Genomic DNA, 13,097 nt, shown 5'->3' on the forward strand with positions numbered 1-13,097 from the left:
AAGATCAATTTGGACCTCATGGAACAGAAACGGGAAATCAAAGTGTTGTCTAGGGACCGGCTGGAGAAGAAAATCGGAGTCGTGGTCGGTACGAGGCCTGGAATTGTAATGTTCGCTCCTATAATTGCTGAATTGCGACGTACGGCCACCCCTTTTTTTGTCGTTCATACCGGACAACATTACTCATCCAATATGGATTCACAATTTTTCAAGGACCTGGAGCTTCCTAGCCCTGATTTTAAAATACAGGGGGTGGCCGAAAAGAAAACTCACGGCGCTCAAACTGCCGCGATGCTCGAAGGGACCGAAAAAATTTTGCTTGAGGAACGACCTGCGGTTGTGCTTGTTGGTGGTGACGCGAATACAAACTTGGCTGGGGCTCTTGCCGCCCGAAAACTCCGAATGATTGTGGGGCACGTGGAAGCCGGAGAGCGATCGGATGACTGGCGGATGCCGGAAGAACATAACCGTCGCATTATTGACCATATTTCCGATGTGCTGTTTACGACGGGAGCGAAGGGCGAGGCGCGTCTCAGGCAAGAGGCAGTGCAGGGTGAAATCTATGTGACTGGAAATCCTATTGTCGATGCCTCCTTTCAGCACCTTGACATTGCCGAACGCAAATCGGATGTTCTTGATCGCTTTGGCGTGAAGGCCAAAGAGTATGCGCTGGTGACCATGCATCGTGAGGAAAACGTTGATTTTGAAGACTTACTCCGTGATGCCCTTTTGGGAGTTTCGTCCGCAGGTCAACAAGTAGGCCTGCCCGTTTTGTTTTTGGTGCATCCGCGAACAAGGAAACGGTTGCACGAATTCGATCTTTGGGCGTGGGCTAATGAGTTGCCGGCACTTCGTCTTGAGGACGCCATTGGCTATCTGGATTTCCTCAAGTTGATTGCGCATGCGCGGTTGGTATTTACCGATTCTGGCGGAGTGCAGCAGGAAGCGTGTATTCATCGGATACCTTGTGTGACTCTGCGAGAAAATACGGAGTGGGTGGAGACGCTGGAACAGGGGGCCAATCGGCTGGTTGGGACTGCTGCCGGGCGAATTGTCGCCGGTGCGCTTGATGCGCTTGAGGCCCGAACTTCGTGGGATATCCCTTTCGGTGATGGCAACGCAGCTAAATTGATCGTTAAAATTGCTAGGGAGAAAATGGCGCAAATATGAAGGGGCTATTTGTCAACAAAAGTTGTGCCATTGAAGTACAGGAGAACTGTATTGTCGGCTTGCAGTATAAGGAGGGCTGCCGCCCGGTTTTTTTTGGCGACAGGGCAAAAATCCGTTCTGGGTCTGTGATATACGCTGATGTGACGATCGGTTCTGATTTCCAAACCGGGCACAATGTCATGATTAGAGAAAAAACAGTCATCGGTGATCACGTTGTTGTCGGCACCAACACAGTGATTGATGGAAACGTCGAAATTGCTGACTTTGTCAAAATCGAATCGAATTGTTATATCCCAACGCATGTTAAAATTGGGACTCGCGTTTTTTTGGGACCCAATGTTGTCTTGACGAACGATCGCTATCCGCTCAAGGATAGGGAAAATTATACCCCGGAGGGTCCGATTATTGAGGACGCCGTTACTCTTTGTGCCGGGGTGGTAGTGACTCCTGGGGTTCGTATCGGACGAGGGTCTTTTGTGGCCGCAGGCGCAATCGTCACACGGGACATCCCCCCCGCGAGTATGGTTTTGGGAGTGCCGGGACGAATAATGCCGTTGCCTGAAAAATTGCGAGAGCTGAACATGGCACTGTCTTGGAGAAAATATTTGCATGAATAGAACAAAGGTGGCGCTAATTGGTTGTGGGAAGCAGGCTCCAAAGCATATCAGTGGCCTCAGAAAAATTCCCGGCGTTGATATTGTTGTCGTCGATGTGAACGAGTCCCTAGCCAGACGATTGGCAGAGCAGGAGGGGGTTGCGTGGGCAAGTCATGTAGACGCCGTTTTTGCTGATGATTCTGTGGATGCGGTTGATATCTGTACCCCCACTCCGACCCATGCGTCCTTAATCCATCGGGCAATTGAACGCGGCAAGGATTTTTTCTGTGAAAAACCACTTTGTGAGGGATTGGCAGATGCACGTGATTTAGCCCGGGCTGTCGAGATCTCTGGCCGTGTAGGTATGATCGGATATATTTACCGATTCGCTCCTGTCTTTGAGAAAGGTTTGGAACTGCTTCAAGGAGTGCGGACAACTGGGGTTAGCCCGGTTTTGGGAAGGGTTGTTTTAGCCCATTTCAGGTTGGGTGGACGAGGATCGCATCAACTTTGGAAGCATCAAAAAGCATCTGGGGGAGGTGCGATCAATGAAATGCTCGTTCACATGGTGGATCTGGCGATTTGGTTTTTTGGTCCGGTGCAGAAAGTTTCGGTGCTTTGCTGCGATATCTTGCGTCCCCACCGGATGATTCTAGGAGAAAATCATGTGGTGGATGCCGAAGATAACATTCAGGTGCGCTTGGAGATGAAGAATGGTATCGTCGCGTTGTGTCAGGCAGACTTGTTGACCCCCGCCTTCACACAGTTTGTGGAAATACAAGGGGATGAAGGAACATTTTGGGGGTCAATTCAGTCGGACATGCCGAGTTTTTTGTTTTGTAATCGAGACAGGGGCGGTTACCCTGCCGGAAAAACCATGTTGAAATTGGGGGGGGGGGATCTGTTCGAGGCACAAATGGCAGAGTTTGTCAGTGCAGTTCGAGAGGGCAGGCCGCCGTCCCGGTCCTCGGTGCATGATTCCGTCGCACTCATGGAAGTGATGGAGCAAATTCGATTTTGAGTATTAGTCGGCTGTCGAAAAACTCACGAAAATATGTGACACTGGAAGCGCACGTGATATTATTTAACGATTCTAAATCGTTAGGGAGTTTGTCGGGCTTCCTCATTTAGGAAGCTCGGCTTCGTCTTGGGCGGTCCTATTGCCGAAATTTCTAGTTTTGCGTGTCCAGATTTTGGGTGAAGCTCAAATATGAGAATGAAAATTTTGAACATTGTCCATATGTCTTGGATTGTTGTAGGTTTGACTTTTTTAATACTTATGTCTGTCGAATGTTGTTGTCGTATTTACTACTACTTGGGGCGGAACAATCCTATTGCCGGGAATGCAAATATAAATGGCGATGTCTTAACTGCAGATAGTTATGTTGGGCAAAAATGGGTGGCTAAGTATGCAGAGGAATTTAAAGATTCCAGCCGGATGCATTGGGTTCCTTATGTATACTGGAAGAGAGATCTTTTTAATGGTGAATATATAAATATTAATAACAATGGGATTCGCAATACTGTTCAAATGGCCCGCTCAGGGAGCAAGGGGAAAAATAAAATTTTTATGTTTGGTGGTTCAACATTGTGGGGTACAGGCGCTCGAGATGAATTTACTATCCCGTCGCTGTTGGCGAAGGAATTAGCAAGTCACGATATCGATGCTGAAGTTACAAATTTTGGCGAAAGTGGCTATGTAAACACACAAGAATTGGTTGCATTGATTGTTCAATTGCGTAGTGGTAATGTGCCTAATACTGTCATTTTCTATGATGGAGTAAACGATACATATTCTGCATATCAGAATGGCGTCGCTGGAATTCCGCAGAACGAAATAAATCGAGAGGTTGAATTTAACATATCAAAAAGATTGCCAGTGGTTATCAATAATTTTTTGTCGAGCAATCAATTCTGGCTGAATATGATCGGGGACAACTTATATTCCGTTCAGGTATCAAAGAAGATTGTTAATTATCTATATTCAAATTTTTCTCATGGCGATTCGCAACAATATGAAAAGGATAATAATCGTTCATTGGGAGAATTAATAACTTCTTCTGTGTTGCATACTGATAAACTTTCTTATAAGGTAATGGAATTCGAAGATGCAAGACAAGCAGAACTCGCGGATTCTGTTCTGGATAAGTACAGGGCTAATTTGGAAATTATCTGTTCATTGGCAGAGAAATTTAATTTTCAGGTGGTATTTTATTGGCAACCAACAGTTTTTGCAAAAAAAATACTTACAAAATATGAGGAAATTCAAAAAAATAACAAAATGTGGGCCACTTTTTTTGAAGAAGTAAATAATAAACTCAATTCGTCTTCTGATAAGTTTGCTCATTATAGATTTTTTGATCTTACTAATGTATTCGATGATCGTGCTTCCCCAGTTTTTATAGATTGGTGCCATCTGTCAGAAGAAGGGAATCAACTGATCGCCCGTCGTATTTCTTCTGATTTGTTGAGTATTTTTAGTGCTAATTCTCATGGAACTTCAGCCGTAAAAACCAAACCGAATGAAGAACACATCATAAGCAAACATCAGATGTCTCTTGGGCTATGAGTAATTAGTCATTGTGAGTAAAACGTTGAGGTAATTTATTGTGCTAACTGTAAAAATTTCCGAAATTAAGTTGACTGACAATGAAATTCAGGCTGCGGTTGATGTTCTTCGTTCTGGCTCATTGAGGCAAGGAAAACAATGCGATGAATTTGAACGGGAATTTGCCCAAAAGACCGGCGCTGCTCATGCGGTGTGCAGTTCCAACGGTTCTGCCGCATTGCACCTTGCATATATGACCTTTCTGGAACCGCAAGATGAGGTTATTGTCCCGTCTTTTACTTTTATAGCCACGGCGAGTATGGTTTCCATGGCCGGTGGACGTCCCGTCTTTTGCGATGTTGATCCGGCAACTTTTTTGATCGATTTAGATCATGCTGAATCTCTTGTCACGGCAAGGACTCGGGCAATTTCCCCTGTGCATCTGTTCGGTAATCCATGCAACATAAGGGCGGTCATGGCTTTTGCTGAGAAACACAATCTGAAAATCGTCTGGGATGCGGCCCAAGCGCACGGGGCGACATTTATGGGCGCGGATATAGGTTCCTTCGGTGATTTTGTTGCCTACTCCTTTTACCCTTCAAAAAACATGTTCGTGGGGGAGGGGGGGATTACATGTGTAAATAATGCCGATTTTGACTACAAGATGAGATTCTTGCGTTCTCATGGCCAGACCGGAAAATATTATCATACCATGCTCGGGCTCAATTACCGGATGACAGATGTCGAGGCCGCCATCGGCCGTCAACAGCTCATAAGGCTCGACGACATGCTTTCGGTACGGAGGCGGAATGCGGCTATCCTGAACGACGGGTTGAGTGAGGTAGAGGGGATCATTCCTCAAAAAGTCACTGACGGGGGTGTCTCTGCGTGGCACCAGTATTCCGTAGTCGTAAATCCTGATGTGTTCGGCTTCGATCGTGATGAGCTTGCTGCGCGGCTGGCCGAGTTGGGAATTGCCACCGGTGTGCATTATCCGCGAGGGGCGCATCAGCAACCTATATTTGAAAAACTTTATGGCGCGATTGAGTTGCCGGTGACGGAGGAGTTAACTTCAAGGATTTTGGCATTGCCAGTGCACCATGGTTTGTCAAGCGACGATGTTCTACGTGTTGTTGACGCAGTGCTGGCGTGCAAGTCATAGGGAACGGACGAGTTGAGATAACAGTTCATGCATGAACAGCTGTCGCACCGAGTTCTTTTCTTGTCTTATCATCTCCCCATGGCGGGCGAGCCAGGGGCTTTCCGGCCCTGGATGGAGGCAAGGCTTCTTCGTCTGGCTGGTCTGGATGTGACAGTTGTCACCTCCGGCGTTCAGTACATGACCGGGAAGGACATTCGGCCATCCCGAGGCTGGTGTACAGAAGAGTACATTGATGGTGTGCGGATCCTGAGGACATGGGCACCTAGTGACCACCGAAGTTCGTATGTGCGGCGCCTGTTCAATTACGCGACTTACACCGTATTGGCGGGCGTTGTTTCGGTGTTTAGAGTTGGTCGCGTATTTTCCGTTTTTGCCGGAACGGATCCCATTGTCATGATGCCGATGGTCTATCTTGTTGCCAAGTTGAAAAAGGCTCGGCTAGTGCTTGACGAACGCGATCTCTTCCCTGAGACCGCCGTTGCTTTGGGTGCTCTTCGCGAAGGGATACTGACAAGGTTGTTGTTTTCGCTGCAGCAGTACTTCAGACGCCGAGCCATTAGGCTGGTCGCTGCGACCCCAGGAATTAGCGATCGGTTGATTGCCTATGGTCATCCTGAAGAGAAGATTCGATTGGTATATAACGCTGATGCTTTCCTTGATCACGATATGGCAGAGAATGGCGATATTGGTGTTGTCGATCTCCGCAGTATGACTGGTAAAGCATTTTTGGTCGGTTACGCGGGCGGACTGGGCCTCGCCAACGATCTGCAGACCTTGATGAATGCTGTCCCGTTACTTCGGGATATTGATGATTTCGGTGTTGTAATTCTTGGGGAAGGCGAAAAGCGACCACAGTATGAAGAGTTTTGTCGCGAAAATAATTTGAGCTGTGTTCATTTTCTGGGAGCAGTGCCACGGCAACGGGCGAGATTGCTTGTTCGGCAGTTCGATGTTTGCGTTCAACCGCTGCCTCCCGATAAGCATTTTAGTCACACGTTGACCAGTAAAACCTTTGATTATCACGGTCTCGGCCGGGCGATGATTTTTTGTGGTCAAGGTGACACGGTGAAGCTTCTTCAGGAAAGCGGGGGTGGGATGGTTGTGGGTTCGCGTGATGATGAGGCGCTTGCCGAGGCCATTCGAAGCCTGTACCACGATGTCGAAAAACGTAAAAAAATGGGCGAGTCTGCGCGGCACTGGTTTATTGCCAATGTGAGTGTCGATAGGGCCTCTGCAATACTCAGAGAGGTAATATCTGGTGCCTGAAAAATTTGAAAAAGAGTCGGCGAGAATTCGCGATTCATATGCCCGTCGGGATGCATCTGGAAAAACAGAATATTATACCTGGACTCGTCCGGATGTTTTGCTGACCCAGTATCGCAGGCTGGAGGCAATTGTAGACTTGTTACAGACTATGGGCTGGAAAAATTTCGCTGGTAAAGATTGTCTTGATGTCGGTTGCGGTTCTGGGGCTTGGTTGCGTACTTTACAAGAATGGGGAGGGGACCCTGACCGGTTGCACGGGGTTGACCTCTTGTCAGACCGAATCGAAAAAGCACTTTCTTTATCGCCGCACATAGATTTTCGCCTTTCCGCGGGATGGTTCCTGCCGTTTGGTGACCTCTCTATGGATTTAGTTTCTGCTCAGACAGTTTTTTCATCTATATTAGACCACAATGCTCAGGCTGCACTCGCAAAAGAAATGGTGCGTGTCCTGCGGCCAGGCGGCCTGCTCATGGTCTATGATTTTTGGATAAGCAATCCGCGTAATGTTGATACGGTGGGGATCGACATTGTAAGGATGAAAAGCTTATTCCCCAATATGCCTGTCCACTGGAAAAAGGTAACACTTGCGCCTCCCTTGCAGCGTCCAATCGCCCGCCTGTCCCCTCTGGTGGCTCATCTTCTGGAAGCTGTTTTTCCTTTTTTGAGAAGCCACGCTGTTTATTTGTTTCAAAAAACAGGTGAGGTGGATTAAAAAGTGGATGCTTTGTCTCACCTTAAACGGATTTTGATTTTTAGTGTTGGGGGTCGTGTTGAGGAAAAATGATATTTTTTTGCCTTTCGCCCTCCCGGAAATCGGTGAGGAAGAAATCGCCGAGGTGGTTGATTCTTTAAGATCCGGATGGGTCACCACCGGGCCAAAGACCAGGCGATTTGAAACCGAATTTGCAGATTGGCTGGGAGGGGGAGGCGAGGCTGTTGCCGTTAACTCTGCCACCGCCGGGTTGCACTTAGCCTTGGAGGCCGTCGGGGTTGGCCCCGGGGACGAGGTTATTACCACGCCCTATACCTTTACCGCTACGGCCGAGGTCGTTCGATATCTTGACGCCCACCCCGTTTTTGTGGATGTCGACCCCCGCACCCTGAATATCGATGTTTTGAAAATCGAGGCGGCAATCACCGATAAGACCAGGGCCATCGTTCCGGTACATTTCGCCGGTTTACCGTGTGCGATGGATGAAATTCTGCAAATCGCCCAAAGGCATAATCTGAGGGTCATCGAAGACGCCGCGCACGCTTTGCCGGCCCGGGCAAATGGCGGACTTGTAGGTTCGCTGGCGAGTGATGCGACTGTTTTCAGCTTCTACGCCACCAAAACGATCACCACCGGCGAAGGCGGAATGGTGGTGACCCGCAACCCCGAGATTGCGTCGCGTTGCCGGGTGATGAGGTTGCACGGGATAAGCCGTGATGCCTTCGACCGTTACGTTTCATCCCGGCCCGCCTGGCAATATGAGGTGATTGCTCCGGGTTTTAAATACAACATGACCGATATTGCCGCGGCAATGGGCATCCACCAGTTGAAAAAGGCGTGGGATTTTCAGAAACGTCGGCAAAAGATGGCGGAGCAGTATCACCGGGAGCTGACCGGCCTGCCCTTGGACTTGCCGCCGTCCGCCCCTAAGGGAGACGTTCATGCCTGGCATCTTTATGTCGTTCGTCTTCAACTTGAAAAGCTTTCCATTACCCGGGATCGTTTCATCGAGCTTATGTTCGAGGCGAGCATAGGAACCAGTGTGCATTTTATCCCTCTCCACATCCATCCTTACTGGCGTGATCGATACGGCCTTGCCCCTGACAATTTCCCCGTTGCCCTTGACGGGTATCGGCGGGCCGTAAGCCTGCCCATTTATCCCAAGATGACGGACGGCGATGTTCAACGTGTTGTTGGCGCTGTGAGAACAATCCTTGAAAAGTATGCGCGATGACGCCGGGAAAGAGAATATTCGACGTTCTCCTGGCTTCGTTCGGGATGTTGATACTCTGGCCCCTTTTTCTGGTGCTGGCGATTTGGATCAGGCTGGATTCCCCCGGGCCGGTTTTTTTCCGCCAGGTCCGTGTGGGAAGGAACGGTAAGGAGTTCCGTATCTTCAAGTTCAGGACCATGGTTGCCGACGCGGACAAGAACGGCATGAAAATCACGGTGTACGGAGACCGGCGCATAACCAGGAGTGGCAGATGGCTGAGAAGATACAAGCTGGATGAACTCCCCCAGTTATTCAATGTGATCAAGGGAGAAATGAGCCTGGTTGGCCCCAGACCGGAAGTGCCGGAATATATTGGTCATTATCCTGAAAGTGCGCGGGAGGTCATTCTGTCCGTCCCTCCCGGTTTGACAGATTTTGCCGCGATCGAGTTTCGAAACGAAAACGAGCTGTTGGCGAATTGTCAGGACCCGCGGCGAGAATACGTGGAAAAAATTTTACCCATCAAAATTAAATATTATTTACAATACGTTGCAGAGCAATCCCTCTTTCTTGATTTTCGTTTGATTGTCAGGACGTTGCTGAAGATCATTCGCTAGTTGCCTTCATTCTGCATGCATGAATGAAGGCAACAAACCGTGTTGGCGGGTGCCGGTGGCCGAATCGCTAAGGAAATCTGATGATGAGAAAATATTTGCGTAAGATTTTGTTAACACGCTTGACGGCGTTTGCTCATGATCTTGTATGGGTTCCCCTGGCGCTTTACGGCGCCTTTTGGCTCCGGTTCAATCTTCATGGTGTGCCTGCCGCCTCTCTTGCCATGTGCGCCAAGATGGTCGTTGTTGCAATCCCTGTCAATATGATGTTGTTTTGGGCACTCGGCCTTTATCGCGGAATCTGGCGCTTTGCCTCGCTTCCTGATCTGGTTCGGATTTTTCAATCGGTTTTTTTGGGGACTTGCATAATCATCCTGTTTTTTTTCCAGTATAACCGCTTGGCTGAGATCCCGCGCAGCGTGATCGTCCTATATCCCCTTCTCCTCATCTGCGGGCTTGCCGGACCCCGGTTTTGTTATCGCCTTATCAAGGACCGGCACAAGATATTCGGTAAGCAAACGGGCCAGCGGACTCTGATCGTGGGGGCCGGGCAGGGTGGGGAACTGCTGGTGCGGGATCTCCTGCGGCGGTCCGAGTATATGCCCGTTTGTCTGGTGGACGACAACCATGCCAAGCATGGTCGGGAGATCCACGGGGTCCGGGTTTGCGGTTCCCTTGACGATATCGAGGAACTGGTTGAGCGTTACGATATTGAGCTGGTTCTTCTGGCCATTCCTTCGGCCGGCCGCAGGGTGGTGCAGCGGGTTGCCGGTGTTTGTGCGAAGGTCGGGGTTGCCTGCCGCACCCTGCCCTCCATCGAGGAAATGAACGGACATGAGGCCACTTTCAGTCAGTTGCGTCCTCTTACCCTGGAAGACCTGCTGGGCAGGGATGCTGTTCAGCTGGACGCCAGGGCGATCGCCGGGTACCTGAAGGGAAAATCCGTTCTGATCACCGGCGGCGGCGGTTCCATTGGTTCGGAACTCTGCCGGCAGGTTGCCCGCCAGAAACCTGCCCGCCTCATTGTTTTTGACCATGGCGAATACAACCTCTATGCCATCGACCATGAACTGCGTAAGGATTTTGCCGATCTTGAGATCATCGCGGTGTTGGGGGACGTCAAAAACAGGGATCGGGTGGAGTGGGTATTTAAAAAGTTCCGTCCCGAGGTGGTGTTCCACGCCGCCGCCTACAAGCATGTCCCCATGCTGGAATTGAACCCGGCCGAAGGCGTGAAAAACAATGTGAACGGCACCAGGGTGGTCGCCGATGCGGCGGACCGTCACGGCGCGCGCCGTTTTGTCCTTGTCTCCACCGACAAGGCGGTCAACCCCGCCAATGTCATGGGCACCACCAAACGCATAGCAGAACTTTACTGCCAGAATCTTGCCCTGCGCTCGAGCACCAAATTCATCACCACCCGCTTCGGCAATGTCCTCGGCTCCGCCGGTTCGGTGGTGCCTCTTTTTGAAAGGCAGATCAGGGAAGGGGGGCCGGTGACCGTAACGCACCGGGAGATCACCCGGTATTTCATGACCATCCCCGAGGCGGCAAGCCTGATCCTGCAGGCCGGCTCCATGGGCAAGGGCGGCGAGATCTATGTGCTCGACATGGGTGAGCCCATGCTGATCCGTGATCTGGCCGAGCAGATGATCCGTCTCTCCGGTCTGGAACCGGGTGAGGACATCGAAATCGTCTATACCGGCTTACGACCCGGCGAGAAGCTTTTTGAAGAGGTTTTTCACGAACAGGAGAACCTGCAGGGCACCACGCATCCCAAGCTGCAGCTGGCCGAGAGCCGCCGCATCGACTGGGACTGGCTGCTCGCCGAACTGGACAGGCTGGAGGCCGCCGCCGCCAGCCGGGACCTCGATATCCTCATCGCCCATCTGCAGATCATTGTCCCTGAGTATGATGGGGCACATGCCAGGGATGAGCTTGCCGCCAGGAAGAAGCAATCCCCCCAGCTTCGGGTAGTAGGAGACTGAGGGGTGAGATTCACGGTCGATCGGATTTTTTGTTTCCTTTGCCTGCCCCCCTCCCCAAGGATCGCGCATCCCTGGTGCGGAACTCCCTCGAAGCCACTCGAAAAAGCTCCTCAGCTGTAACTACGGAGAACCTTATGCGTTGAGCCTGTAGAAAAACTCAACTCATTGTAATTTCGACTTTATTTGTGTGCGTGATCACTGTACAATGACTGCGATATCCCGGAACACAACCGCTTAACTTTAGCACAAGGGTATTGCATCATGGCCCGCTACAAACCTTACTCCTACGCCCAAGGAAAGTTCATCCCCGTCCACTTTGCCAAGCAGATTTTACCCGGCACCTTCGAGTACTCCCTGAACCACCTCATCGACCACGAACTTGACCTGTCCCTGTTCGACGCCCGCTTCGGCAACGACCAGACCGGCGCCACCGCCTACGATCCCCGGATTCTTTTGAAAATCGTGCTCTACGCCTACTCGCGGGGCATTGTCTCCAGCCGGAAGATCGAGCAGGCCTGCCGGGAAAACGTGGTCTTCATGGCGCTCTCCGCCGACACCCGGCCCCATTTCACCACCATTGCCGATTTCATCTCCTCCATGGACAAGGAGATCATCCACCTGTTCCGGGATGTGCTGCTGGTCTGCGACGACCTTGGCCTGATCGGCAAGGAGATGTTCGCCATCGACGGCTGCAAGATACCTTCGAATGCCAGTAAGGAATGGAGCGGCACCAGGGCGGATTTCGAGAAAAAGGCGGCCAAGCTTGAAAAGGCCATAGCCCACATCATCACCACCCACCGGGAGCAGGACCACAGGCAGACGGACAAGGATATCGTTGCCAGGGAAGAACAGTATGTGGAAACCCTGCGGAAACGGGCCAGCAAAATCAGGGAATGGCTGAAAGATCACGATGATAAGCCCGGGAAAACCGGCAAGCCGAAGAAGAGCAACATCACGGACAACGAGTCGGCCAAGATGAAGACCTCCCATGGGGTGATCCAGGGCTATGACGGGGTGACCACCGTGGACGGCAAGCACCAGATCATCGTACATGCCGAGGCGTTCGGCGAGGCCCAGGAGCATGATCTGCTCATGCCCATGGTGGAGGCAACCAGGGAGAACTTCCAGGCCATCGGCAAGAATGAGGATGTTTTCACGGAAACCAAGCTCTCGGCGGACAGCGGTTTTCACACGGAAGAGAACATGAAGATGCTGTTTACCGGCGAGGTGGACGCCTATGTGGCGGACAACCTTTTCCGGAAGCGTGACCCGCGTTTTGCGGGTGCGGACCGCTACCGGGAGCGGCATCGGAAGGAACGGGCCAAATTGACTGGCCGGAAAGAGCTATTCTCCACCGCCGACTTCGTGTTTCCGGAGGACTTGAGCCACTGCGTATGCCCGGCAGGAAAACGGCTGTACAGGAGCGGCAACAATGTCGCGGTGAGAAATTTTTTGGCCACCAAATTCAAGGGGCCGGAATCGGCTTGTGTCCCCTGCAAGCTCCGCACTCAATGCCTTCGGCATCCCGAGCGGACGAAAATCAGACAGGTTGCCTACTTCCATGGCCGGTCCGCCAAGGGAAAGGAAACATTCACCGAAAAGATGAAGCGAAAGATCGACTCCACCGCAGGTCGTGCCCTGTACAGCATGCGTGTAGCCATCGCGGAGCCGCCCTTTGCCAACATCTGCCACATCATGGGCCTGGACCGTTTTACCTTGCGGGGCAAGAGAAAGGTGAACATCCAGTGGAACCTGTTCTGCATTGTCCACAACCTGAAAAAAGTGGCGAGATACGGACCACTTTTTACGTGATCAGCAGGGAAAAGCT

Annotated in this window: 11 protein-coding genes; all 11 read left to right on the forward strand. The window is 51.0% G+C overall.

Annotation, left to right across the window (positions count from 1 at the left end; all coding sequences use genetic code 11):
- The first annotated feature begins 18 nt into the window (after positions 1-18).
- The 11 genes from wecB to ACUUL3_RS05420 all read left to right on the forward strand — a co-directional run bounded on the left by wecB (position 19) and on the right by ACUUL3_RS05420 (position 13,081).
- Positions 19-1,170 (forward strand): non-hydrolyzing UDP-N-acetylglucosamine 2-epimerase, encoded by a 1,152-nt coding sequence (gene wecB / locus ACUUL3_RS05370; protein ID WP_448555294.1) that lies wholly within the window; start codon positions 19-21, stop codon positions 1,168-1,170.
- Entirely contained in the window at positions 1,167-1,787 is a 621-nt protein-coding gene (locus tag ACUUL3_RS05375; RefSeq protein WP_448555296.1) for an acyltransferase, read from the forward strand. Before wecB ends, ACUUL3_RS05375 begins: the two co-directional genes overlap by 4 nt.
- Complete coding sequence (locus ACUUL3_RS05380) at positions 1,780-2,787, forward strand: Gfo/Idh/MocA family protein (protein ID WP_448555298.1); 1,008 nt, start codon at positions 1,780-1,782, stop codon at positions 2,785-2,787. The genes ACUUL3_RS05375 and ACUUL3_RS05380 overlap by 8 nt, the downstream gene beginning before the upstream one ends.
- A 189-nt stretch (positions 2,788-2,976) precedes the next feature.
- The gene (locus ACUUL3_RS05385; protein ID WP_448555300.1) at positions 2,977-4,335 is read left to right on the forward strand and encodes an SGNH/GDSL hydrolase family protein; all 1,359 of its coding nucleotides are present in this window, start codon (positions 2,977-2,979) and stop codon (positions 4,333-4,335) included.
- A gap of 40 nt (positions 4,336-4,375) precedes the next feature.
- The gene (locus ACUUL3_RS05390) at positions 4,376-5,476 is read left to right on the forward strand and encodes a DegT/DnrJ/EryC1/StrS family aminotransferase (RefSeq protein WP_448555302.1); all 1,101 of its coding nucleotides are present in this window, start codon (positions 4,376-4,378) and stop codon (positions 5,474-5,476) included.
- A 27-nt stretch (positions 5,477-5,503) separates the two neighbouring features.
- Positions 5,504-6,742: a glycosyltransferase family 4 protein gene (locus ACUUL3_RS05395; protein WP_448555304.1), complete on the forward strand. Its 1,239-nt coding sequence runs from the start codon at positions 5,504-5,506 to the stop codon at positions 6,740-6,742.
- Complete coding sequence (locus ACUUL3_RS05400) at positions 6,735-7,454, forward strand: class I SAM-dependent methyltransferase (RefSeq protein ID WP_448555306.1); 720 nt, start codon at positions 6,735-6,737, stop codon at positions 7,452-7,454. Before ACUUL3_RS05395 ends, ACUUL3_RS05400 begins: the two co-directional genes overlap by 8 nt.
- A 58-nt stretch (positions 7,455-7,512) precedes the next feature.
- Positions 7,513-8,688, forward strand: coding sequence for a DegT/DnrJ/EryC1/StrS family aminotransferase (locus ACUUL3_RS05405; RefSeq protein ID WP_448555308.1), 1,176 nt, complete (start codon positions 7,513-7,515; stop codon positions 8,686-8,688).
- Complete coding sequence (locus ACUUL3_RS05410) at positions 8,685-9,284, forward strand: sugar transferase (RefSeq protein ID WP_448555310.1); 600 nt, start codon at positions 8,685-8,687, stop codon at positions 9,282-9,284. The genes ACUUL3_RS05405 and ACUUL3_RS05410 overlap by 4 nt, the downstream gene beginning before the upstream one ends.
- A gap of 83 nt (positions 9,285-9,367) precedes the next feature.
- On the forward strand, positions 9,368-11,269 hold the full coding sequence (locus ACUUL3_RS05415) for a polysaccharide biosynthesis protein (RefSeq protein WP_448556438.1): 1,902 nt from the start codon (positions 9,368-9,370) through the stop codon (positions 11,267-11,269).
- Between the two features lie 261 nt (positions 11,270-11,530).
- The gene (locus ACUUL3_RS05420; protein WP_448555312.1) at positions 11,531-13,081 is read left to right on the forward strand and encodes a transposase; all 1,551 of its coding nucleotides are present in this window, start codon (positions 11,531-11,533) and stop codon (positions 13,079-13,081) included.
- The last annotated feature ends 16 nt before the right edge of the window (positions 13,082-13,097 follow it).

This window comes from Thiovibrio sp. JS02, from assembly GCF_053485635.1.